General features: G+C 62.9%; 19 protein-coding genes and 1 pseudogene. 11 read left to right on the top strand and 9 right to left on the bottom strand.

The window, feature by feature from the left end:
• Positions 1-6: 6 nt before the first annotated feature.
• Complete coding sequence (locus tag FXN63_RS04680) at positions 7-1,377, top strand: LLM class flavin-dependent oxidoreductase (protein ID WP_148813295.1); 1,371 nt, start codon at positions 7-9, stop codon at positions 1,375-1,377.
• 116 nt (positions 1,378-1,493) lie between these two features.
• Here the strand turns inward: FXN63_RS04680 and FXN63_RS04685 are convergent, their stop codons facing one another.
• On the bottom strand, positions 1,494-2,354 hold the full coding sequence (locus FXN63_RS04685) for a transglutaminase-like domain-containing protein (protein ID WP_148813297.1): 861 nt from the start codon (positions 2,352-2,354) through the stop codon (positions 1,494-1,496).
• Between the two features lie 318 nt (positions 2,355-2,672).
• Between FXN63_RS04685 and trhA the strand changes: the two genes are divergently transcribed.
• Complete coding sequence (gene trhA / locus FXN63_RS04690) at positions 2,673-3,287, top strand: PAQR family membrane homeostasis protein TrhA (protein WP_148813299.1); 615 nt, start codon at positions 2,673-2,675, stop codon at positions 3,285-3,287.
• 104 nt (positions 3,288-3,391) lie between these two features.
• On the opposite strand, the gene FXN63_RS04695 is transcribed toward trhA, so the two are convergent.
• From FXN63_RS04695 to fghA, 7 genes and pseudogenes are all read right to left on the bottom strand, one after another.
• On the bottom strand, positions 3,392-3,640 hold the full coding sequence (locus FXN63_RS04695; RefSeq protein ID WP_148813301.1) for a GlsB/YeaQ/YmgE family stress response membrane protein: 249 nt from the start codon (positions 3,638-3,640) through the stop codon (positions 3,392-3,394).
• Between the two features lie 114 nt (positions 3,641-3,754).
• The gene (locus FXN63_RS04700) at positions 3,755-4,645 is read right to left on the bottom strand and encodes a PCC domain-containing protein (RefSeq protein WP_222864003.1); all 891 of its coding nucleotides are present in this window, start codon (positions 4,643-4,645) and stop codon (positions 3,755-3,757) included.
• A 363-nt stretch (positions 4,646-5,008) separates the two neighbouring features.
• Positions 5,009-6,610, bottom strand: a complete 1,602-nt coding sequence (locus tag FXN63_RS04705; protein WP_148813303.1) for an MFS transporter — start codon at positions 6,608-6,610, stop codon at positions 5,009-5,011.
• Positions 6,607-7,047 carry a DoxX family protein gene (locus FXN63_RS04710; RefSeq protein ID WP_148813305.1) on the bottom strand — a complete coding sequence of 147 codons (441 nt, stop codon included), beginning with the start codon at positions 7,045-7,047 and terminating at the stop codon, positions 6,607-6,609. The genes FXN63_RS04705 and FXN63_RS04710 overlap by 4 nt, the downstream gene beginning before the upstream one ends.
• Entirely contained in the window at positions 7,048-8,934 is a 1,887-nt protein-coding gene (locus FXN63_RS04715) for an amidohydrolase (protein WP_148813307.1), read from the bottom strand.
• Positions 8,935-9,005: 71 nt separating this feature from the next.
• Positions 9,006-9,338 (bottom strand): annotated as a pseudogene (locus FXN63_RS26995) (DUF1427 family protein); the annotation flags it as partial.
• A 233-nt stretch (positions 9,339-9,571) separates the two neighbouring features.
• Positions 9,572-10,417, bottom strand: a complete 846-nt coding sequence (fghA, locus tag FXN63_RS04725; protein ID WP_148813311.1) for an S-formylglutathione hydrolase — start codon at positions 10,415-10,417, stop codon at positions 9,572-9,574.
• Positions 10,418-10,676: 259 nt separating this feature from the next.
• On the opposite strand from fghA, the gene FXN63_RS04730 reads away from it, so the two are divergent.
• From FXN63_RS04730 to FXN63_RS04755, 6 genes are all read left to right on the top strand, one after another.
• Positions 10,677-12,260, top strand: coding sequence for a methyl-accepting chemotaxis protein (locus FXN63_RS04730; RefSeq protein ID WP_187395105.1), 1,584 nt, complete (start codon positions 10,677-10,679; stop codon positions 12,258-12,260).
• Positions 12,261-12,441: 181 nt separating this feature from the next.
• Positions 12,442-13,872 carry a D-alanyl-D-alanine carboxypeptidase/D-alanyl-D-alanine endopeptidase gene (gene dacB / locus FXN63_RS04735; RefSeq protein ID WP_425468720.1) on the top strand — a complete coding sequence of 477 codons (1,431 nt, stop codon included), beginning with the start codon at positions 12,442-12,444 and terminating at the stop codon, positions 13,870-13,872.
• Positions 13,869-15,596: an ABC transporter substrate-binding protein gene (locus tag FXN63_RS04740; protein ID WP_148813316.1), complete on the top strand. Its 1,728-nt coding sequence runs from the start codon at positions 13,869-13,871 to the stop codon at positions 15,594-15,596. The genes dacB and FXN63_RS04740 overlap by 4 nt, the downstream gene beginning before the upstream one ends.
• A 132-nt stretch (positions 15,597-15,728) precedes the next feature.
• Positions 15,729-16,031 carry an ElaB/YgaM/YqjD family protein gene (locus FXN63_RS04745; RefSeq protein ID WP_148813317.1) on the top strand — a complete coding sequence of 101 codons (303 nt, stop codon included), beginning with the start codon at positions 15,729-15,731 and terminating at the stop codon, positions 16,029-16,031.
• Positions 16,032-16,043: 12 nt separating this feature from the next.
• Positions 16,044-16,460 carry a phage holin family protein gene (locus FXN63_RS04750; RefSeq protein WP_148813319.1) on the top strand — a complete coding sequence of 139 codons (417 nt, stop codon included), beginning with the start codon at positions 16,044-16,046 and terminating at the stop codon, positions 16,458-16,460.
• Entirely contained in the window at positions 16,457-16,990 is a 534-nt protein-coding gene (locus FXN63_RS04755; RefSeq protein WP_148813321.1) for a hypothetical protein, read from the top strand. The genes FXN63_RS04750 and FXN63_RS04755 overlap by 4 nt, the downstream gene beginning before the upstream one ends.
• A gap of 97 nt (positions 16,991-17,087) precedes the next feature.
• Here the strand turns inward: FXN63_RS04755 and FXN63_RS04760 are convergent, their stop codons facing one another.
• A complete protein-coding gene (locus FXN63_RS04760; RefSeq protein ID WP_148813323.1) occupies positions 17,088-18,632 on the bottom strand; it encodes a UbiD family decarboxylase in 1,545 nt (514 codons plus the stop codon).
• 687 nt (positions 18,633-19,319) lie between these two features.
• On the opposite strand from FXN63_RS04760, the gene FXN63_RS04765 reads away from it, so the two are divergent.
• The 3 genes from FXN63_RS04765 to FXN63_RS04775 all read left to right on the top strand — a co-directional run bounded on the left by FXN63_RS04765 (position 19,320) and on the right by FXN63_RS04775 (position 22,397).
• The gene (locus FXN63_RS04765; protein WP_187395106.1) at positions 19,320-20,189 is read left to right on the top strand and encodes a transglycosylase SLT domain-containing protein; all 870 of its coding nucleotides are present in this window, start codon (positions 19,320-19,322) and stop codon (positions 20,187-20,189) included.
• Between the two features lie 94 nt (positions 20,190-20,283).
• Complete coding sequence (locus FXN63_RS04770) at positions 20,284-21,444, top strand: pyridoxal phosphate-dependent aminotransferase (RefSeq protein ID WP_148813325.1); 1,161 nt, start codon at positions 20,284-20,286, stop codon at positions 21,442-21,444.
• Positions 21,445-21,449: 5 nt separating this feature from the next.
• A complete protein-coding gene (locus tag FXN63_RS04775; protein ID WP_148813326.1) occupies positions 21,450-22,397 on the top strand; it encodes an FAD-dependent oxidoreductase in 948 nt (315 codons plus the stop codon).
• Positions 22,398-22,419: the final 22 nt, after the last annotated feature.

A 22,419-nucleotide genomic window follows, 5' to 3' on the forward strand; every position in this document is an offset into this window, starting at 1 on the left:
AAGCACATGGCTGCTGGGCGTCAGGATCAACTGAAGCTGGGCGCGTTTCTGTATCCGACCGGGCATCACGTGGCGGCCTGGCGGCACCCGCAGGCTCAGGCAGATGCGGGCGTGAATTTCGGGCACTACAAGCAATTGGCGCAAACCGCCGAACGCGGCAAGTTCGACCTGCTGTTCATGGCTGACAGCGTGGGCACCCGAGGTGCACCCAGCGAGCAGGAATCCTTGTCGCGCACCGCCACGCGTTATGTGGCGCAGTTCGAGCCGATCTCTTTGTTGTCGGGGCTGGCAGCGGTGACCGAGCACGTGGGGCTGGTTGCCACGGCGTCCACTACCTACAACGAGCCGTATCACATTGCCCGCAAATTCGCGTCACTGGATCACATCAGCGGCGGGCGCGCCGCGTGGAATCTGGTCACCTCGTCCAACGCCGAAGAAGCCCATAACTTCGGCCGCGACAGCCACGTGGCACACGCTGACCGATACGCGCGCGCACGTGAATTTGCGCAGGTGGTCACAGGTTTGTGGGACACCTGGGAAGACGATGCCTTCAGCCGTGACAAGGAAGCAGGGCAGTTCTACGACCCGGACAAACAGCACTTGCTGAATCATCGCGGCAAGCACTTTTCCGTGCGCGGACCGCTGAACGTGGCCCGGCCGCCGCAGGGGCATCCAGTGGTCGTGCAGGCAGGTTCATCCGAGGCAGGCAAGGCCCTGGCTGCCGAATCGGCCGAGGTCATTTTCACGGCGCAACTGACGCTGGCCGATGCGCAGGAATTCTATGGTGACGTGAAAGACCGGCTGGGCAGTTTCGGGCGGCATCGGGACAGCCTGAAGATCATGCCGGGCATCTTCCCGGTGGTCGGGCGCACGGAATCCGAAGCGCGTGAGAAATTCGACTTGCTGCAGTCGCTGGTGCATCCGGCAGTGGGCTTGCAACTGCTGGCCGGCATGGCGGGCGGGGTGGATTTGTCGCAGTTCCCGCTCGATGGCCCGGTGCCGCAAGACATTCCCGAGACCGAAGGCAGCAAAAGCCGCCAGTCGCTGCTGCTGGGCCTGGCGCGACGCGAGAACCTGACGATTCGCCAGTTGTATCTGCGCGTGGCCGGTGCACGTGGCCATTGGCAGATCGTGGGTACCCCCGCGCAGATTGCCGATGAAATCGAGGAACGCTTTCACGGACAGGGCGCAGACGGCTTCAATGTCATGCCGCCCTTCATGCCGGGCGGGCTGGATGATGTGGTCGAGCTGCTGATCCCGGAATTGCAGCGTCGTGGCCTGTTCCGCAAGGAATACGAAGGGCGCACCCTGCGCGAGAATCTGGGCTTGCAGCGCCCGGTGCACCCGGCAACACGGTCGCGGCAGGCGGCTGCGTGATTTGATTCGGGTGTGAATGAAAACAGCGGAAAACGGCGGCCCCTTAGCCGCCGTTGCATCACATCAAATGCGCCTACAACACGGCGGCCACTTGGCTGCCGTGTTCACTTCCCACATCACCACGTGGATATCGCCAAGGGCGTGAACACCGGCAATGCAAACCCCTTGGCAGCATCTTCCACCGGTTCGATGCTGATCACCGGCGGCTGCGACACCACATTGCCAAAGATGGCGGCAAACGGAATGTCGCTGGCATCGCGCCCGGTGCCGATGCGCAGCAGGCCGGTCGGAATCGATGCGCCCGACGGGTCGATCAGGTACCAACCGCCTGACAGGTAGACCTCGACCACGGCGTGAAAGTCCGGGGGGCCCAGGGCAGGGTCGGCACCGTAATCCAGGCTGCTGGAAAAGCGGGCAGGGATGCTGATCGCCCGGCAAATAGCGATCATCAAGTGCGCGAAGTCGCGGCACACGCCGGTGCGCTCCACGATGGTGTCCAGCGCCGAGGTACGTTCATTGGTCGAGCGCGACAGGAAGCGCACGTGGTTGCGCACCCAGGCACGAATGCCTTCAATGCGGCTGTAGCCCCATTGCTGATTGCCGAATTCACGCATGGCGAATTCCAGCAGCCGATCGGACTGACAGTAACGGCTGGGGGCCAGAAACGGCAGCACCTCGAACGGCAATTGCGCGATCGGTACCTCTACCAGGTCGGCGGGGTAGTCGAGCCGGTGGTCGATATCCACCGTGGCTTCGTAGCGGATGTTGAGCGGGCCTTTCGGCGCGCGCACGCGAGCCACCCGATTGGCCAATACCGGGTCGGTATAACGCTCGACATTGATACCCTGCGTGATCGTGAATTGCTCATTCACGATGGTCTGTCGTTCGGTCTTGGCGACCTCGATGTTGAAGATGAAGTCGGCGGTCGGATCCACGACTTCATAAGCTAGGTCTACCGAGTAGTTGAGACGGTTCATGTCAGCCCTCAGGGCAGGTAATGGGCTTGGTTAAAGGAGGTTGATTAAAGGGGCTTGGTTAAAAGGGAACTTGCTTAAAAGCAGGCGTGGTCAAAAGCAGCGTTCAGAACGCGCTTTCTCGAAGATCCGGCAAAGGTCTGCTGGAACGCGCAAGCAGATTTGCCCGTATGAATGTGCGCTTATGGGAAAATTCATGGGTATTCGGGCGGTTTGCCTGACCTTCAGCAAGATCAGCGCCCAGGCCGCATTACGGATTCAAATCGCTACCATCCGGCTTAATGCCCCATGCAGACGAAAGTCTCATCACGTCGGAGCCTCATGTACCAAGGTGAACGTTTCAACGGATACAGCCATCTCGTCGGCACCCTGCTGGCGGTGTTCGGCACAGTGGCATTGCTCTGGTCTTCCGTGCAGCAAGGCGATGTCTGGCGCATCGTCAGCTCAGCCATCTACGGCACCACGCTGATCCTGCTCTACCTGTTTTCCACGCTGTATCACAGCGTGCAAGGACCAAGAAAGCCGCTGTTCAGACGGCTGGATCATTGCGCGATTTTTCTGCTGATCGCCGGAAGCTACACGCCGTTTGCGCTGGTTACGCTGCGCGGCCCCTGGGGCTGGGGGCTGTTTGCGCTGAACTGGACACTTGCCCTGATCGGCATCGTTCAGGAAATGCGCGTCGGGCGGCGATCGCGCGCGTTGTCGATTGCGGTCTATGTGGTAATGGGCTGGATGGTGTTGTTTGCAATCAAGCCGCTGATGGACGCCTTGCCAAGCGCTGGCATGGCCTGGCTGGCTGCGGGCGGATTGTTCTATACCGGTGGCGTGGTTTTCTATGCGCTGGACAAGAAGGTCCGGCACTTCCACGGCATCTGGCATCTGTTTGTGATGGCCGGCAGCGCATGCCAGTTCATCAGCATTTTTTATTACGTCTGAACTGGCAATGGTTCAAAAGAAAAATGGCCCGAGTCCTGACAGGACTCGGGCCATTTTTTCTTGCGCTGCGTCGAGGCTGACCCGGTTCACAGCGCGGCAGGGTATCAGCGCTTCTTGATCATGCCGTAGATGACCAGCAGCACAATCGCGCCGATGATCGATGCGATCCAGCCCACCGGTTCACCGGGGGCATACCAGCCAGCGGCGCGGCCAACGTAACCTGCGATCAGCGAACCACCGATACCCAGCAGGATCGTCATGATCCAGCCAAGCTTGTCGTCACCTGGTTTGAGCGCGCGGGCAAGCAGGCCCACGATGAAACCGACGATCAACATACCGATGAATGCGAACATGAACTGCTCCTGCGTAAATGGGTGGTGAACCCACTTTAGCAAGAAGCTTGCCCATTGCTACGGGTTTGCCCGCATCAAGCTTGTAACCGGTTGGCAGGCAGTCACGGGCCTGATTCAGCTGGTCTTTTCCAGCAGCAGTTCCACCGTCACCAACACCGGATTCTTGCCGCGCACCAGCACGCCGTCGGCAAGTCCTGCTTCGTAGTCGACCAGCACGACATCGATATGCGCCACGGCCTGGCCGCTTGCGTCACGCGATACGTGGCCGTCGCGCACCAGCAGTTCGGTGGCGATCGGGGTGACCACGTGTCCGTCTTCGAACAAGGCGCCGATCACGCTTCCCACGCCGCCGCGAATCACGGCAGTCTGAATGCTGTGTTCGTCGCAGAAATCTTCCAGCGCACCGCAGAAATCCTGGTTGGGTCGCAGGCGCATGGCGTAGAACCGTTTTTCCGTGACCTGCGCGGGTACGTTGTCGGCCAGGGCGACCTCGTGGGCGCGCGGCTGGAACAGCGAGAAATTCGTTTCGGTGTCCTTGTCCACCTGGAAGCGCATGCCGGTCATGCCCCAGGCCTGCGCGCGGATCGGCGACGACACCATGGCATCGTGCGGAATCACGTGGCCCGCCAGCTTCTTGCCATCGGCTTCTTCCCACAGGGCATGGCAATGCAGGAAGGCTTCGCCGTCACGCACACCGAAGGTCACGGTGGCACGTTCCAGGGTGGTTTCGCCAACCGGGCGATGGATGTCGCTGTACCAGACGGCGTGTTCGGGGGTGGATGACAGGGATGGAATCACGTAGACGAAGGGGCAGAAGCTGCCGCCCTCCAGGTCGAGCACCGCGTCTTCATAGCCGTGTGCGGCCAGGCCACGGCGGATGGATTCCAGAATGCTGAAACCGGGTTCAAGCATGAACTCGAACTTTTCCGCGTGCCCAGCTACGTATTGAATACGGTCGGCAGCAGGAATGCCAGGATGAGAAATGCGTCGAATCGGGGTGTCCATATTGCGTCTCCGCCTGCGCGTCTGGGCGGCAGGCATGCTGTTTTGGGTGCCGGTTGTGCACTGAGAAATCATCTGCAAGGAATGCACCGGCGTGCCGCCAGCGTAGCGCGTGATGACGCGCGTGGCGTGACCGGCAGGCGGCACGTGCGCCACGATGCGGAACGTGGCCGACGCCATTGAATGGCTGGATTGCTGCGCAATAAATGGCTTGCCGTTGATGTGAAAAAGCGGGTCCGAAAGCCACTTTGCGGGTACCCGGCATACCCTGCCGTGACCATATGAAAAACGGGGAGCCAACAGCAGAAAATGCTGCTGTTGGCTCCCCGTGTCGGTCTACGCGCAAACGACGTGTGTGGATTGATCTCAGCCCGGTGGCGCAACACCGATCAAATGTTGCACCTTGGGCGCATCGGGGCCGGTGTGGAAGCGCACGACTTCGCGTTGCAAATCTGCATCAGCATTGGACACCCGGTGATGCTGGCGCAAGTGTTCTGCCCAGGATTCGACCATGAACCACTCGACAATGCGTTGCGGTTCAGCCGAGTCTTCGCTGATGCCCCATGCATAGGCACCGTCGCGCCGACGCTCTGACGACAGCTGTTTCATCGCTTGCAGGAAGCCTGCACGATTGGTGTCTTCGATGCGGTATTCAATCAGGATCAACACCGGGCCTCGGTCGTGGTCTACCGGTGCTGCGGTCAGCGGATCAGGCCAGTGACGCGAGGCGTCCAGGTCAGCATCGCCAGTTGGCAGCGCCAGGCGATTGCAGATGATGCCCACGACCACCAGGCCCGCTGCACCCGCCCACAAGGCAACCGGCACGCCCCATTGTTGCGCGACCGCACCCCAGCCCAGGCTGCCTGCGGCCATGGCTCCGTTGAAGACGGTCAGGTATACCGCCAGGCCACGTCCGCGCACCCAGTTGGGCAGCACCGACTGTGCGGCACCACTGAACGTGGTCAGGGACACAATCCACGCCGCGCCCAGCACCAGCAACATGGCCAATGCAGCCCAGCGCGGCGGGCCGAACGCCAGGCCAACCATGACCGCGGCGGCGGCAACCGCCGCACCCAATACCAGGCCGTCGCCATCGGTCAGGCGACGCAGTTGCGGCATGACCAGCGCACCGATGATGGCACCCGCGCCGACCGCGCCCAGCAGCAGGCCATAGAAACCGGCGTCACCATTCAACAGCTGACGCGCAACCAGCGGCAGCAAGGCCCAGATCGCGCTGCCGAATGCGTAGAAAATGCCCGCGCGCAGCAGCACCACATGCAAGGGGCGGCTGGCGCGGGTGTAGCGCAGCCCGGCACGGAAGGCACCCAGAAAGTGTTCCGGCACATCGTCGTCGCTGTCGGCTTTGCGCTTCCACCAGAACAGGGCCGCCAGCACGAACACATAGCTGACCACGTCTGCGCCGTAGGTGACTGCCGCCCCAAAACTGGCAAGCAGCAGTCCGCCCACGGCCGGGCCGATAGCGCGTGCAATGTTCACGCCCAGGGAATTGAGCGCGACCGCACCTTTCAGGTCCGCCTTGGGGACCAGTTCAGGCACGATGGCCTGCCAGGTCGGTCCCATCAGTGCAGCCCCGATGCCGCCGATGAAGGTCAGGCCGATCAGGTAACTCACGGTCAGACCACCGGTCTTGGCCATCAGCATCAAGGTGACGCTGACCGCTGCCAGCAGCAGCTGGATGACAATCAGGAAGCGCCGTCGATCCAGGATGTCGGCCAGCACGCCAGCGGGAATCGCCAGCAGGAAAATCGGCAGCAGGCCCGCTGCCTGCACCATGGCGACTGCCGTGGGCGATGCCGACAGATCGGTCACCAGCCAGGCACTGGCCACGTCGCGCATGAAGCTGCCGGTGTTGCCCAGAATGGTGGCGATCCACAGGACGGCGAAGACCGGGCGACGCAGGGCGGCAAAAGCGCCCGGCGTGGCCGTGGTGGTAGGGGTGGCGCTCATGCCGTGTCTCGACTGTGTTGCGCTGCGCGTCGTTCGCGCAGGTCCATCCAGGCCACCAGCACGAATGCGCCGATCAGCCCGATGTGTTCAAAAAATGCATTGGTCGTCATGAAACGTTCCTGTCCGCTCATTTCCCAGAAGCGGTTGGCAACCAGGGTGGCGAATACCGTGAAACCAGCCAGCGCAAGTGCGCCGGCCCAGCGCCAGATGCCCGCCAGGATCAACACGGGCGCGCCCAGTTCGACCACGATGGTGAGCGCGGCGAACAGGGCAGGCGGCGCAATGCCGAAGTGCTGCATCTCGCCCACCGCACCGGGAAAGTCCAGCAGCTTGAACAGCCCGCCTTGTATATATGCGGCGCACAGGCAGAGCAGGGCGATCCAGCGCACCGCTGGCGACGAGGCCCAGTGCGGGGCGTCGAGATGCTTGAAGGACATTTACACTGCCCAGCACGCGCAGCCGAGCGCGCCCCAGAACTGCTTGAAGTCTGACACCGGTGCGTTGCTGCCCCAGGCCGCGCCGTGGGCATGGCCGTGGACATTGCAACTGGTGTCGCAGGCGCACAGGGCGGCCATCCTGGCGGCGGCTGCCGGATCGGCTTCCTGGTCTTTGCCCCAGGCTGCAAAACCGCCGTAACGGCGCACCGGCGACCAGTCCGGCATGGCGGGCGGCACCGAGGTGTCGTCGAGGCGCGCGAACTCGCCCGCGCCGTAAACCACCTTGCCACCAACCAAGGTCAGCAGGGCGGTCGTGCCGGCGATCTCGTCTTCCGTGCAGCGGAAGAAATCGCGGTCCGGCACGATAAGGTCGGCCAGTTGACCGGCTTCGATGCGCCCCTTCTTGCCTTGTTCGTTCGAGAACCAGGTGACGTTCTCGGTCCACATGCGCAGCGCGGTGTCGCGGTCCAGGCAGTTGCGCTGCGGGGTGATGCGCAGGCCACCTACCGTGCGACCGGTGACCAGCCACGACAAGGACACCCACGGGTTGTAGGACGCCACACGCGTGGCATCGGTACCTGCCGACACGTTCACACCTGCCGCCAGAATGCGCGACACGGGCGGCGTGGCTTCGGCGGCAGCCGCGCCGTAGCGTTCCACGAAGTCTTCGCCTTGATAGGCCATGCGGTGCTGCACGGCCACGCCGCCGCCCAGTTCTGCGATCCGCGCAATCGACTTGTCGGAAATGGTCTCCGCATGGTCGAAGAACCAGTTCAGGCCAGCCAGCGAAATGTCGCGATTGACCTTCTCGAACACGTCGAGCGCGCGGGTGATGGTTTCGTCGTAAGTAGCGTGCATACGCCATGGCCAGCGGTTTTCCGCCAGCACGCGCACTACGCCTTCCAGGTCTTCTTCCATCTCGGCCGGCATGTCGGGGCGAGGTTGGCGGAAGTCTTCGAAGTCAGCGGCCGAGAACACCAGCATTTCGCCTGCGCCGTTGTGGCGGAAATAGTCGTCGCCCTGTTTGTAGGTCGAAGTGGCCGTCCAGTTCAGGAAGTCGGCCTTTTCTTCTTTGGGCTTTTGCGTGAACAGGTTGTAGGCCAGGCGAATCGTCAGCTGATTGGCATCGGCCAATTGCTGGATCACCTGATAGTCCTCGGGGTAGTTCTGGAAACCACCACCCGCGTCGATGGCTCCGGTCACGCCCAGGCGATTCAGTTCACGCATGAAATGGCGCGTGGAATTGACCTGGTATTCCGGCGGCAGCTTCGGACCTTTGGCGAGCGTCGCGTACAGAATCGACGCGCTGGGTTTGGCCAGCAGCAGGCCGGTGGGATTGCCAGCTGCGTCACGCAGAATCTGTCCGCCCGGGGGTTCCGGCGTGTCGCGGGTGTAGCCCACGGCGCGCAGGGCAGCGCCGTTCAGCAGCGCACGGTCATACAGGTGCAGGATGAACACGGGCGTATCGGGTGCGACTGCGTTCAGTTCTTCCAGCGTGGGCAGGCGCTTTTCCACGAACTGGTGTTCGGTGAAGCCGCCCACCACGCGCACCCACTGCGGGGCGGGGGTGATGGCTACCTGGGCCTTCAGCATGGCCATCGCATCGGCCAGGCTGGGTACGCCGTCCCACCGCAATTCCAGATTGAAGTTCAGCCCGCCACGAATGATGTGGATGTGGTTGTCGATCAAGCCCGGCAAGACCGGCTTGCCTTTCAGGTCGATGAGGCGCGTGCCGGCACCGGCCAGCGGCAGAATCTCTTCATTGCGGCCGACCTGGGTGAAGCGCCCGGCCTGGATCGCGACCGCCTGGGCGACCGGGTTGCTGCGGTCCAGTGTGGTGAACTGGCCGTTGTGCAGAATCAGGTCTGGCGTCTGGGGTGTGGACATGGCGTCTTCCTTCAAGCGTTGGGGTCGCGGGCAATCGGCGCATCGGCCTTGCCGTCGGTCTTGAGCGGGGTGTTGGTGTCAGTCTGGGAATCGGACGAGGCGGGCTCGCCCACGTACTGCATCCAGGGCGGGCTGTCGGGCGGCGTGGCGGCCGCGTCGCCGGCCGCAATGGTGGCACCCGGCAAGTGGCCGAACATGTGAGGCTTGACCTGCTCGTGCCAGGACGTGGCGGCAGGTTGTTTGTCCAGGTAATGCCGGACAAGTGCGGGAATTTGTTCGCCGGCCAGAATGCCGAGCAGGCCTACCAGGGCAATGATCGGTGGCGCGGGCGAGCGCACGTTCAACAGCCCATACAGCACACCGACCAGCAGGCCTGCGCCAAGGGACAAGACATACATCTTCATGGCGAACGCCTCCCAGATTATCGAGCCCCATAGTGCTCGTGATCAGGCGTCCGGTCTTGTTCAGAAGTCAGGTCGGTGGAACGTTACGGCGGTCCAGAATCTGGAGGGGCCGGGCACCCACCCGATGACCATATCGATTGGCAGACGGCGTTGCGCGCGTCGGTATCGGGTGGGTGCTGTCTTGGTTCTGCGTGCTTGTGTCTGCGTACTTGTGTCTGCGTACTTGTGTCTACTTACGCCAGTTGCTTCGCGTGGAAGGCCACGTGGTCGGCCATGAAGGTCGAGATGAAGTAATAGCCGTGGTCGTAACCCGCCTGGCGGCGCAGCGTCAGCGGTTGGCCGGCCTTGGAGCAGGCCGCTTCGAATGCCTCAGGCAAAAGCTGGCCGTCTTTCAGGAATTTGTCGTCCAGACCTTGATCGACCAGGATGCCGGCCGGGAAGGGCGCAGACGACTTGTCAGCCATCAGCGCGCTGGCGTCGTGCGCGGCCCAGCTGCTGCGGTCGGCACCCAGGTAGCCCGTGAATGCCTTCTCGCCCCAGGGGCACTTGCTGGGCGCAGCGATCGGCGCAAACGCCGATACCGAGCGGAATTTTTCCGGGTGTCGCAGCGCCAGCGTCAGTGCACCGTGGCCACCCATCGAATGGCCGAACACACCGACGCGTGCGGCGTCCACGCCCAGTTCCCGGGTCACCAGGTCGAACAGTTCATCGGTGATGTAGCTCTCCATCCGGTAATGCTTGGCCCAGGCGGCCTCGGTGGCGTCCAGATAGAAACCGGCACCTACGCCGAAGTCCCAGCTGTCGGCCTCGCCCGGTACGCCTGCCCCGCGCGGGCTGGTGTCGGGAGCGATCAGGATCAGTCCATGCTCGGCTGCATATTGTTGTGCGCCGCCCTTGGTGACGAAGGTTTCTTCCGTGCAGGTCAGGCCGGCCAGGTAGAACAGGCCGGGCAGAGGGCCTTGGGCCGCTTGTTCCGGGACGAAGACGGAAAACCGCATCGGCAGGCCGATGGTGGTGGAGTCGTGCTTGTAGAAACGTTGTTCACCGCCAAAGCAGCGGTGCTTGTTCAGAAGTTCCATGAGGTTCCTGTGCTGAATAAGGGCGGCACGGGTCGCGCCGAAAGCCTAATGGTAGCTGCATGGCAGTTCCGGGGCGGCAGAGCCGCAATTCATCCGATCAGATGATTTTTGCGAATAGTTGTTGCAGGTTGTTGCCGATCGATATCGCGGTGTGGCCTGGGATTTGCCCTTAATTTGTGACATGCCTGCGATCGGTGCAAGTTATCGTGTTGCAGCCCGTTACACTGAATATGCCGCCCATTTTCTCTTAGTTGAATCTATGTCAAAGCCTCCTACAAATAATGTTGAGCACCTGGTCGATAAGGCGCGTCCTATCGTCACCAAAACTGACATGAAGGGACATATCACCTACGCCAATCCGTCATTCGTGGAGATCAGCGGATTCAGCCGTGAGGAACTGATCGGGGCCCCCCACAACGTCGTGCGTCACCCCGATATGCCGGCAGAGGCGTTCACGGATCTGTGGAAGACCGTGCTGCGCGGCCAGCCCTGGCAGGGCATGGTGAAAAATCGCGCCAAGGACGGCGGTTTCTATTGGGTGATGGCGTTTGTGACGCCGCTGTTCGAGGGCGGTCGGCAAGTCGGCTTCATGTCGGTGCGCAATGCGCCCTCACGTGCCCAGATCGATCACGCCGCGGCCCTGTACGCGCAGGTGAAAGCGGGTCAGGCCAAGTTCCCGATGACACCCCGCGCGCGCTGGTGGCATCGCCCGGCACCCGTGGCAGCCAGCTTGGGGGGGATCGGGTTGGCCTTGTTCGCTGGCGCTGCAGCGCTTCCGCATTGGGGCTGGTCGGCGGGTGGCGCGGCGTGGTTGCTGACAAGCGTCCTGGTGTGGCGCGGGTTGGTCAGCGCGCCGCTGAATGAGGCAATCGACGCCTTGGTCGCCATTGAACACGGCGAACTGGATCGTGCCGCCGGTCCGGACGCGCGTTTCGGCCTGGGCAGCTTGCGACTGCATATCGAAGCTGTGCGCATTCATCTGCGATCCACGCTGTGCGACGTGATGCTGAGCGCGCGTGCCGTCGAGGCCAGTGCTGGTCAGGTCAACGATGAAGTCGCCGCACTGACCACCGCAATCGGTGCCCAGCGCGATCGCATCGCCCAGATCGCCAGCGCCGTGCAGCAAATGAGCGTATCCATCCGCGATGCCTCGCAACATACGGCCAGCGCGTTGGCCTTGTCGGAGTCGGCCATGGCCGATGTCGACGGGGCCGAGAGCAAGATTTCCCAATCGGTGACTGGCACCACATCGGTTGCTGATGCCGTGGGCCGCACCAGCACGCAGGTCGATTCCCTGCATACGCTGGTTGCCACCATTACTCGCGTCACCCAGTCGATCAGCGACATCGCCACGCAGACTAGCCTGCTGTCGCTGAACGCCGCTATCGAGGCGGCACGGGCGGGTGAAGAAGGCCGAGGTTTCGGCGTGGTGGCCGACGAAGTACGTTCCTTGTCCGAACGCACCGCGCGCAGTACCGAAGACATCGGCAAGGCGCTGGAAGCGATCACCCGCTTTGCCACCGATACCGCCGCGTCGATGCAGGACGCCGTGTCGTCGGTCGCCGTCAGCGGCAACCAGATCCGCGACAGCGCTGGCTTCTTTGTGCGCGTGCGCGAATCGTCGGGCGCGGCGGTGGACCGCTCGCGTGACATTGCGGGCATGCTGGATCAACAATCGTCGGCGTCACGCGACATCGCGGGCAGCATGGACGCAATTTCCGAAGCCGTTGACCGGACCGCCGCGTCAGTCGATGGCCTGGGCACTGCGTCGCACGAATTGCACGACGTGGCGGGCGAGATTCGCCAGCTGCTGGCCCGCTTCGAAGCGTCAATCTCAAAGTGATGGGTGGTGGTCACAGTGTGGTCGCCCGATGACCGCGCTGTGACTGCAGCGGGATGTAAATCCTGGGAGGCATCGCGTTTTCCCGTGGACGGCGCAGGTATGCTGTGCGATTGCGAGTTGAATCGGCCAGGGCGGTAACGTGAGCAAGATGTTGGCAACAGGCAATAACGGCAACGGCGTGGTGCGCCGTGCGGCACGACAGGTAATTGGCGCAGGTTTTGCGCTGCTGGTTGCACTCAGTGCTCCAGTCAAGGCAGCCGATGCGCTGCCGCCCGAATTGGCTCGCGCGCTCGCGCAAACCAAACTGCCAAATTCCGCCGTGTCGGTGGTGGTCGAGGAACTCGACGGTCGCCGTGTCGCGGCTTTCAACAGCAGCACGCCACGCAATCCGGCCTCGGTGATGAAGCTGGTCACCACCTATTCGGCGCTCGAAGGCCTGGGTCCGGCATACACCTGGCGCACCGAATTGCTGGCCTTGCCGCAGCATTGGCCCGGCCCCGACGGCGCGTTGCGCGGGCCGCTTTATCTGCGTGCCAGTGGCGACCCTATCCTGCGTATGGAAGACCTGTGGGCCATGCTGCGCGAACTGCGTCTGCACGGCGTTACCCGCCTGCCTGAACTGGTGGTCGACCGTTCCCTGTTCGGTGATGTACGTATCGACACCGGGGCGTTCGACGGAGATGCCGCACGCCCTTACAACGCCAGCCCCGACACCTGGATGGTGGGGTTCGGTGCCATCCGCCTGATGTTCCTGCCTGACGCGGCACAGCGTCGCTGGCGCGTGGTCACCGACCCGGTGCTGCCGAACGTGCGGGTAGAAGGTGCACCTGTCTGGTCCGATGTTGCCTGCCCCGGTTCTCCGTCGGTTCAGGCCGACCCGGTGATCGATGCGCGCGGCGTCACGCTGCGCCTGTCGGGCACGGTGTCAGGGGATTGCGGCGAATTCAGCATCTACCGCATTGCTTTGCCGCAGGCCGATCACGCCAGTGCTGTATTGCGCAAGCTATGGGAAGAGATGGGCGGAACCATCGATGGCCCGGTGCGTGTGGGCGTGGTGCCGCCGGGTGTGATGCCGCTGGCAAGCCATGAATCGCCAGCCCTGGCCGAAGTGATCCGCGACATCAACAAACGCAGCAACAACGTGATGGCGCGCCAGCTTCTGCTGACCTTGGGTGCCGCCAATCCCACCAGTGGTGCTACCCAACGTGATGGCGCGGCGGCGGTGCATTCGGTCTTGCAGGCGCACGGCATGGAATTCCCGGAACTGGTGGTGGACAACGGGTCGGGTCTGTCGCGCAATGGGCGGGTGTCGGCCGACAGTCTGGCCAAGCTGCTGAATACCGCGTACCACTCGCCGGTCATGCCCGAGTTCATGTCCTCGTTGTCGATCTCCGGCACCGACGGCACGGCGCGTCGCCGCTTGCGTGGCAGCGCCACACTGGGCATGGCGCATCTGAAGACCGGCACCTTGCGCGACGTGCGTGCCATTGCCGGTTATGTGCTGGCATCCAGCGGCAAACGTTATCTGGTCGTCGGCATGGTCAATCACGAAGAAGCCTCGCGCGCCGGCCCGTTCCTGGACGCACTGGTCGCCTGGGTCGCGGCGCGATGATCGGTATCGGCAGGTGGGGAGCCGCGAAGGCCCACCTGCCCAGTACCCCAGCACCACGTACCGGCGGCAGTGTCGATGCGTTGGCGGATGTTCGTGCCGATGCGCCACGCGTGAAGCCAGTCCGTACCCGAACCGGTCTGGCCAGCTGCCTTGCCATCCTGCTGACCAGCGCAGCCGTGTTTGCGGCGACGCCTGCAGCCGTGGCAGAAACCTTGCGCTGGGCGCGCGCCAGCGATGCCACCACGCTCGATCCGCACGCCGGCAACACGACGGCCAATCACAGCCTGTTCCATCAGATTTACGAACCGCTGCTGACGCGGGAGCGAGACGGCAGCCTGCAGCCTGCGCTGGCCACTGCCTGGCAGATGCAGGCAGACCCGACGGTCTGGCACTTCACAATCCGTGAAGGCGTGCGTTTCCACGACGGACAGTTGCTGAGCGCCGACGACGTGGTGTTCTCGCTTGAACGCGCACGTGCCGCCAGTTCCGACATGAAAAGCTGGCTGGCGACGGTTGCTGAAATTTCCAAACTGGATGCGCACACGGTGGTGGTGCGCACCCATCGGGTCAATCCGATCCTGCCCAGCTACCTGGTCCACATCCACATCCTGAATGCGGCCTGGGCGCGGGCCAACCATGCCTTGTTGCCCCAGGCACCGGGGCAAGCGTCGTCGCCGTTTGCCGAAACGCATGAAAACGGCACGGGCCCGTATCGCGTGGTGTCGCGCGAGCCTGACCGCCGCACGGTGCTGACCCGCTTCGATGCCTACTGGGGACGGGATCGTTTCCCGCTTGGCGTGAGCGACATCATCTGGCTGCCGATCAGCAACGCGGCGACCCGCACCAGCGCCTTGATGGCGGGTGAGATCGACTTCCTGCAAGACGTGCCGGTACAGGACGTGTCCCGCCTGGAGCAGCAGCCAGATATCCGCGTGACGCGTGGCGCGGAAAACCGCACGGTGTTCTTCGGTTTCAACGTAGGGGACAAGACACTCCGTCGTGGTGATGGCCTGAGCGCCAATCCGCTGGCTGATCTGCGGGTGCGTCAGGCCTTCAACCTGGCGATTGATCGGGCCAGCATCGTGCGCGTGGTCATGCGTGGCATGGGTCAGCCCACGGGATTGGTAGTGCCGCCGTCGGTGAACGGCTACTCCGATGCGCTTGACCTGGTGCCGCCTCCCGATCCTGCCGTTGCGCGTACGCTGCTGGCCGAAGCCGGATACCCAGCCGGCTTCCAGCTGGTGATGAACTGCCCGAATGATCGTTATCTGAACGACGAGGCCATCTGTGTGGCTGTGTCGGGCATGCTGGCCCGGATTGGCGTGAACGTGACCCTGGAATCCCGGCCGTCTGCCGTCCACTTTGCCAAGGTGCTCAAGCGCGAAACCGATTTCTGGCTGTATGGGTGGAGTGTCCCGACCCTGGATTCGGCCTACATGCTGGACGCGCTTTTTCACAGCAGCGGCAAGGCTTATGGCGCGGCCAACCTGACTGGCTACGCCGATCCCGCCATGGATGCCCGCATCGAATCCCTGTCCACGGCAGACCTGAGATACCGCAACGCCATGCTGCACAACATCTGGACACGGGCCAATCAGGAGCTGGTCTACCTGCCGATGCACACGCAGGTGCTGCATTACGCCACGCGTGCGCGCTTCGACATTCCCATCGATCCCTTCGACATTCCGTTCATCAAGCAGGTGCCACCACCCCGGGTTCCATGAACGCTTGACGACGCGCAAGCTTGTGCCCCTGCCGAAAAATGTAACCACTCCGAGGCATGCCAGGCGTCCCAGGCCGTAGGTGAGGCTGTATCATCGATCAGGTGATCAACCCGCGTATCCAGGAGGTGCCACATGGCAACGAGCAATAAAGAACGAATCATCACCGACGTCAAAGGCGTGCTGGACGACGCAGAAGATCTGTTGAAACAAGCCGCGACCTCAAGCGGCGATCGCGCCATCGAATTGCGCGAACGTGCACTGGACTCGCTCAAGCGCGGTGCCGAGCATCTGCAAGACCTGCAGGATTCGCTGGTCGAGCGCAGCCGCGCTGCTGCCCGCGTGACCGACGACTACGTGCACGACAATCCCTGGCGTTCGATTGGCATCGCTGCCACTGCAGGCTTCCTGATCGGCCTCCTGGTCAATCGTCGATAAGCACGACAGACGATGACTGCACCCCGCCACCCACTCTCCGGCTCTTTGCGGGCGCTCGGTGCGACCGTCATCGGCATCCTGCGTACTCGCCTCGAACTGCTTGCAGTTGAACTGGCCGAGGAAAAGAATCGCCTGCTGACGATTCTGCTGTGGGCGCTTGGTGGGCTGCTGGCCCTGGCAATGGGCATCTTGATGTTGTCCTTGCTGGTGGTCGCAGCCTTCTGGGACACCCCGAATCGGCTGACCGCACTTGGTGTGGTGGCAGCCTTGTACTTCCTGACGGGAGTTGGCGCACTGCTATTCGTGCGCAAGAAGGTTGCTGACGCACCGTTCACGTTCGATGAAACCTTGGCCGAACTTGAGCGCGACCGCCAGGCACTTGGTGCCGCCGCCGATGCGCCGACGCCCGCCCGACGAGGTCATCCATGAGTTCACCCCCGCTGCATGTTCGCAAGGAATTGCTGAAGGTTCGTGCCTCGCTTGAACGGCTTGAACTGACGCACAACGTCATGGAAGTACGCGAGGCTGCGTCACCGCGCAACCTGGTTCGCTCCATGTTCGGCGGCAGTCCGGTGCAGCCCGGCGTTCGCGGGCAAGCGCGCCCGCAGGGCGGCCTGGCTGGTGCCGTATCTGGTGCGTTGGCCAGCGTTGGTGGCCTGCGTGGCCTGAGCATGATGGTTCCTGGCGGCCTGGCCGCTGGTGGACCGGCATTGTTGCTGCAATTGCTGCGCATGTTCCGCCAGTCGCCAATCAAGGTCTCAGCCATTGCGCTTGGCGGCGCAAAGCTGGCCAAGTCCGGTTTCAAGATTGGCGTGCTCGGCTTCCTGGGCTACCAAAGCTTCAAGCTCTGGCAGCACTACAACCGACCGCGACGGTTCCGGGGCAACCCGATTCCGCACGATGTCGGGTACGAGTCGGCTCCGCCCAGCGCTTCCGGGCAGACGTCGGCATATCCCTGATATGCCAAGCTGGAATCAAGTTCCGGCAAGTTCGCCTAAGCTGAAATGAAAATCGCCGATTTATCGGCGATTTTCATTTTCTGGCATGGCTTTGCGATTACAGCCCCAGGCTGTCCCACATGTCGTCGATGCGCGCTTTCACGCCAGCATCCATGGTGATGTCGCGTCCCCACTCGCGATTCGTCTCACCCGGCCACTTGTTGGTCGCGTCCAGCCCCATCTTGCCACCCAGGCCCGACACCGGCGACGCAAAGTCCAGGTAGTCGATGGGCGTGTTTTCCACCAGCAAGGTGTCACGCACCGGGTCCATGCGGGTGGTGACCGCCCAGATGACTTCCTTCCAGTCACGCACGTTGATGTCCTCGTCCACCACGATGATGAACTTGGTGTACATGAACTGGCGCAGCACGCTCCAGATGCCGAACATCACGCGTTTGGCGTGGCCCGCGTACTGCTTGCGGATCGACACCACCGCCAGACGGTAGCTGCAGCCTTCCGGGGGCAGGTAGAAGTCCTGAATCTCGGGCAACTGACGGCGCAGCAGCGGCACGAACACTTCGTTCAAGGCCAGGCCCAGCACGGCGGGTTCGTCCGGCGGTTTGCCGGTATAGGTCGAGTGGTAGATCGGGTCGCGACGCATGGTGATGCGATCCACCGTGAACACCGGGAACCAGTCCTGCTCATTGTAGTAGCCGGTATGGTCGCCATACGGACCTTCCAGCGCCACTTCGTAGGCCGAATCAGGGGCAGCAGGCCCGCCAGGCGGCGATTGCGGGGCAATCGCGCGTGGGTCGGTGCTGGGCAGGATATGGCCTTCCAGCACAATTTCGGCCGAGGCCGGCACCGACAGTTCGCTGCCCAGGCACTTCACGGTTTCCGTGCGGCCACCGCGCAGCAGGCCGGCGAACTGGTATTCGGACAAGGCATCGGGCACCGGCGTGACCGCGCCCAGAATGGTGGCCGGGTCGGCACCCAGCGCCACGGCGATGGGGAAGGGCTTGCCCGGGTTGGCCAGCGCAAACTCGCGGAAGTCCAGCGCGCCGCCGCGCTGGGCCAGCCAGCGCATGATGAGCTTGTTGCGGCCCAGCGGCTGCTGTCGGTAGATGCCCAGGTTCTGCCGCTTGCGCTGCGGTCCCTTGGTCACCACCAGGCCCCAGGTCAGCAGCGGTGCCACGTCACCGGGCCAGCAGTGCTGGATGGGCAGGGTGGACAGGTCCACGTCATCGCCCTCGATCACCACTTCCTGACAAGGCGCAGAGCGCACCACCTTCGGTGCCATGTCCCACAAGGCCTTGAGCATGCTGACCTTGCCGACGGCATCTTTCAGGCCCTTGGGCGGCTCGGGTTCACGCAAGGATGCCAACAGTTCGCCAATACCGCGCAAGGCACTGACATTTTCCGCGCCCATGCCCAGGGCCACGCGGTGCGGCGTGCCGAATAAGTTGGTGAGCACTGGCATGCTCGAGCGGCCGCGCCCTGGTTGCTGGACGTTCTCGAACAGCAGTGCCGGCCCGCCCGCGCGCAACACGCGGTCGCTGATCTCGGTCATCTCCAGGTGAGTGGAGACCGGCGCGGTGATGCGCTTGAGCTCGCCGGTGCGTTCGAGCTGCTGGAGGAAGTCACGTAGATCGCGGTATTTCAAGACGGAAACCTTGCAGAAAAGCGGTAAGAACGAAGCTTAATGCGCCCCGGGCAGGGCGTTCGCCAAACCGTACGTCGGATAGCTTACGGCTTGAGTATTCGGGGGGCTTTATGGTCGCCGATATGCCTGGGAAAACGCTAAAAATCGGGAAATTCACGACACTTTCATACATGTATCAGGCTGTACGCACCTGGCAAAGATAGTGGTTACTCACTATTTGTTATGTCCCGCTATACCGGTGGATATTGCGTGAGTTGCATTTAGTAGCAAAATAAAACGCTTACTGTTGGCTGCCGGGTCTGGAATTTTTTATTTGACCGTTTGAAAACTCAGTCCCTACAATCGGTTCACTTTCAGCGCGGGTTCAATTCCAGTCCTTCGCCACTCGACCGATCTGCCAGATGCAGCGGCGACGCGAGACTGATTGGGCTAATGCAACGGGCCGTCGGGTGCCCACTGTCCACTGGAGTTTCTCTCTTCCCGGCGCGTATTTCGCGCCACTCGCCCGAGTTGGGCACGACCGAAAAAAGCACCGCTCTGGTGCCGAGGTCGTGCAGATGTGTCAACAAGCCGTTTTCTGGCGTTGGCTCGAAGTGCAGTACCACGAAGTTGTCGCATCCCTAGCAGCAAATGGACCAACCATCTGTCGCTCGGGCGATGTCGTGTCTGCAAACCCAAGGGGAAAAAATGCAAGACGCAAGATCCGAATCGGCGGAGTTAACGCCGGTTCTGTCAGCCAAGCGTGAACTCACGTGGATGTACAAGCAGGCCACCAGCTGGATGGGCATTTTTGCCTTCGTGATGGTCGGCATTGTCTGGGCTGATCCGAACATGCGCGCACAAGTGCGCGACGTGTACCTGTCGATGACGACCGACGAGGCCGCGCTGCCACTGGTAGTGGCAACCGCGCCCGTACCGGCCGTGGCTATTCCGGTGACGCTGCCGAGCCATAACAAGTCGTTCCCCTTGATGGGCAACGTCTTGCATGCTCAGCCGGTTGCCGTCGTGCCTGCCGGCGTCGCATCGCCCGCGCAGATCGAAGGCCTGCGTCGCTACATCGCCCGCAAGTACCGCGTGTCGCATGACGCAACGGAACTGCTGGTGAAGGAAGCCTACGGCGTCGGTCAGGATATGGACATCGATCCGCTGCTGCTGTTGTCGGTGGCCGCCATCGAGTCTCGCTTCAATCCCTTCGCCGAAAGCGGCATGGGTGCGCAGGGCCTGATGCAGGTCATGACGAGCGTGCACCACGAGAAGTTCAAGAGCTTCGGTGGCATGCAGGCTGCGTGGAATCCGATCGCCAACCTGCGCGTCGGTGCCATGATTCTGCAGGACTGTATTGCGCGGGGCGGCTCGATTGAAGCCGGCCTGAAGCGTTATGTCGGTGCCACTGGCCCCAACGATGGTGGCTACGGTGCCAAGGTGCTGGCCGAGCGCCAGCGTCTGGCTTCCGCAGCCGGTATCCGCCCGGCTGCGCCCAAGCCTGCCGAAGCGGTGGCCGAAGCCAGCGTATCGAAGGACGGCAAGCCGCAGGAGCAATCGGTGGCTGCGCTCTGACGCCAGTAATTGCCTGACCCGAGCGTGGCGCATGCCACGCTTACAATGACCAAGCGCGGCGTGTGTCCGCGCTTTGTCATTTTCAGGTGTTGTCATGCCCCGTCTTGCATCACGCGTCGATCGTATTTCGCCGTTTTACGTCATGGAACTGGTCAAGCAGGCCGCCCGTATGGAAGCTGCCGGCCAGGACATCGTCCACATGAGCATCGGCGAGCCCGATTTCACTGCGGCTCCCGAAGTGGTCGAAGCCATGGAACTGGCCGTGCGCCAGGGCCGCAGCCAGTACACCCCCGCCGTAGGCATTACGCCGCTGCGCGAAGCCATCGCGGCGTTCTACCGGACTCGCTTCGGCGTGGATATCGATCCGGCCCGGGTGATCGTCACTGCCGGTGCCTCGGGTGCCCTGAGCCTGGCCTGCGCGGCCCTGGTCGAGCACGGTGCCAAGGTGTTGATGCCGGACCCGGCTTACCCCTGCAACCGCCATTTCGTCACCGCAGCGGGTGGGCAGCCGATTCCGATCCCGTCCGGCCCGGAAGACCGCTTCCAGCTGTCTGCCGAACACGTGCGCAAACATTGGGACGACCAGACCGCAGGCGTGCTGATTGCCTCGCCTAGCAATCCCACCGGGACGGCGATTGCGCCCGACGCCTTGGTGGAACTGGTGGACGAGGTCCGCAAACGAAACGGCTTCGCCATCGTCGACGAGATCTACCTGGGTCTGCAGTACGACGGCGAGCGCAAGTCCGCCGCGTCCTTGGGTGACGACCTGATCATCGTCAACAGCTTCTCCAAGTACTTCCACATGACCGGCTGGCGTCTTGGTTGGTTGATCGTGCCGCCGACGCTCGTCGGTGCCTTCGAGAAACTGGCCCAGAACCTGGTGATCTGCGCGTCGTCACTGGCGCAGCATGCCGCGCTGGCCTGCTTCACGCCGACCTCGCTCGATGTTTTCGAGGCCCGACGCGAAGCTTTCCGCGAGCGGCGCGACTATTTGCTGCCGGAATTCGAGCGCCTGGGCCTGCATGTCCCGGTCAAGCCCGACGGTGCCTTCTATATATATAGTGATGTGAGCGAACACAGCCCCGACAGCGGGGCATTTGCGGCACGTTTGCTGGCCGAGGCCGGCGTATGCGCGGTGCCCGGCATGGACTTCGGCACTGCCGATCCCGGCCGTTACATGCGCTTTTCCTACGCCACCGATCTGGCCCGTCTGCAAGAGGCGGTGGATCGCATGAGCCGGCTGCTCGGACGCTGACCGACATGGAGCCGGGGCGTCGTGCGTTTTTCCTGCCCGGTCGGGCGCAGCGCGACCCCTGGGCACAGTTCTGCCAGCGTCTGTCGCGACTGGTGGCGGGCAAGGTCGAAGACGAAAGCGCAACGTCTGGTGGCCAGACCGTGCACCGGGCGCGCCTGATTGCCGCGCGCGCAGCCGATATCCATCACGCCCGTGCCTTGTGTGCCGAACTGGGCGTGGTGCTGGCCGATGCGCATGCCGGCTTGTCGGTAGATGCCGCCAGGTCGTGGCTGTGGGCGGACAGCAGTCGGCTGAACGGGGTGGGGGCGTTCGATAGCCGGCTTGGTCTGATCAGTGTGGAAGCTGGTTGCCAGGTCGGCAGCTTGCGCGATGCGCTGGCGGGAAGTCCTTGGCTTGCGCCTGGCCTGAACGGTGCAAACCCGAACCAGACCCTGGGGCAGTGGCTGCTGACGGCCGATCACTGGTTGCCTGGGGAATGCGCGGCATCGAACCTGCACGCCGTCGATGTCATGCTGGCAGATGGCGGCAGCGAACAGCTGGGCAGCTTCGGCCACGCCGCGACCCGGCCACTGAGCCAGGCCCTGCGCGCGCTGGTATCGGGCCTTTTTGAGACAGCCGCATCGCCTGCCGCAACGGCCATGCGCGCCCAGCCACGCTGGCCCGGGCACTATCGGCTGGATGCCTTGTTGCCGCTGACGCCAGCGGGCCTGACGCCCATCCCGAATCTCGCCCATCTCCTGCTGGGAAGCCGTGGATCGCTGGCCTGGGTCGAACGTATTCACCTGCGTCTGCATGCTGAAGATGTACCGTCCACCCAGGTCTCAGTACCGCAGGGTGGCACCCCTGTACGTGGTCTGGACCAACAGATGGAACCCGGTGCTGTGCGCCATATTGACGCATACGTAAAGTCCCGTTTCGATCCTGAGACGCGTTTACCGGCACCATTTGTATAAGCGTGCTGTCAGGGGGATAATT

Origin of the sequence: Pigmentiphaga aceris (genome assembly GCF_008119665.1) — a bacterium.
Taxonomy (GTDB): Bacteria; Pseudomonadota; Gammaproteobacteria; order Burkholderiales; family Burkholderiaceae_B; genus Pigmentiphaga; species Pigmentiphaga aceris.

What these genes read in the sequence shown, in the direction of transcription:
- FXN63_RS04680 (WP_148813295.1), top strand. Translation starts at nt 7, where the DNA reads ATGGCTGCTGGGCGTCAGGATCAACTGAAGCTGGGCGCGTTTCTGTAT.
- FXN63_RS04685 (WP_148813297.1), bottom strand. Translation starts at nt 2,354, where the DNA reads ATGAACCGTCTCAACTACTCGGTAGACCTAGCTTATGAAGTCGTGGAT.
- trhA (WP_148813299.1), top strand. Translation starts at nt 2,673, where the DNA reads ATGTACCAAGGTGAACGTTTCAACGGATACAGCCATCTCGTCGGCACC.
- FXN63_RS04695 (WP_148813301.1), bottom strand. Translation starts at nt 3,640, where the DNA reads ATGTTCGCATTCATCGGTATGTTGATCGTCGGTTTCATCGTGGGCCTG.
- FXN63_RS04700 (WP_222864003.1), bottom strand. Translation starts at nt 4,645, where the DNA reads ATGGACACCCCGATTCGACGCATTTCTCATCCTGGCATTCCTGCTGCC.
- FXN63_RS04705 (WP_148813303.1), bottom strand. Translation starts at nt 6,610, where the DNA reads ATGAGCGCCACCCCTACCACCACGGCCACGCCGGGCGCTTTTGCCGCC.
- FXN63_RS04710 (WP_148813305.1), bottom strand. Translation starts at nt 7,047, where the DNA reads ATGTCCTTCAAGCATCTCGACGCCCCGCACTGGGCCTCGTCGCCAGCG.
- FXN63_RS04715 (WP_148813307.1), bottom strand. Translation starts at nt 8,934, where the DNA reads ATGTCCACACCCCAGACGCCAGACCTGATTCTGCACAACGGCCAGTTC.
- fghA (WP_148813311.1), bottom strand. Translation starts at nt 10,417, where the DNA reads ATGGAACTTCTGAACAAGCACCGCTGCTTTGGCGGTGAACAACGTTTC.
- FXN63_RS04730 (WP_187395105.1), top strand. Translation starts at nt 10,677, where the DNA reads ATGTCAAAGCCTCCTACAAATAATGTTGAGCACCTGGTCGATAAGGCG.
- FXN63_RS04740 (WP_148813316.1), top strand. Translation starts at nt 13,869, where the DNA reads ATGATCGGTATCGGCAGGTGGGGAGCCGCGAAGGCCCACCTGCCCAGT.
- FXN63_RS04745 (WP_148813317.1), top strand. Translation starts at nt 15,729, where the DNA reads ATGGCAACGAGCAATAAAGAACGAATCATCACCGACGTCAAAGGCGTG.
- FXN63_RS04750 (WP_148813319.1), top strand. Translation starts at nt 16,044, where the DNA reads ATGACTGCACCCCGCCACCCACTCTCCGGCTCTTTGCGGGCGCTCGGT.
- FXN63_RS04755 (WP_148813321.1), top strand. Translation starts at nt 16,457, where the DNA reads ATGAGTTCACCCCCGCTGCATGTTCGCAAGGAATTGCTGAAGGTTCGT.
- FXN63_RS04765 (WP_187395106.1), top strand. Translation starts at nt 19,320, where the DNA reads ATGCAAGACGCAAGATCCGAATCGGCGGAGTTAACGCCGGTTCTGTCA.
- FXN63_RS04770 (WP_148813325.1), top strand. Translation starts at nt 20,284, where the DNA reads ATGCCCCGTCTTGCATCACGCGTCGATCGTATTTCGCCGTTTTACGTC.
- FXN63_RS04775 (WP_148813326.1), top strand. Translation starts at nt 21,450, where the DNA reads ATGGAGCCGGGGCGTCGTGCGTTTTTCCTGCCCGGTCGGGCGCAGCGC.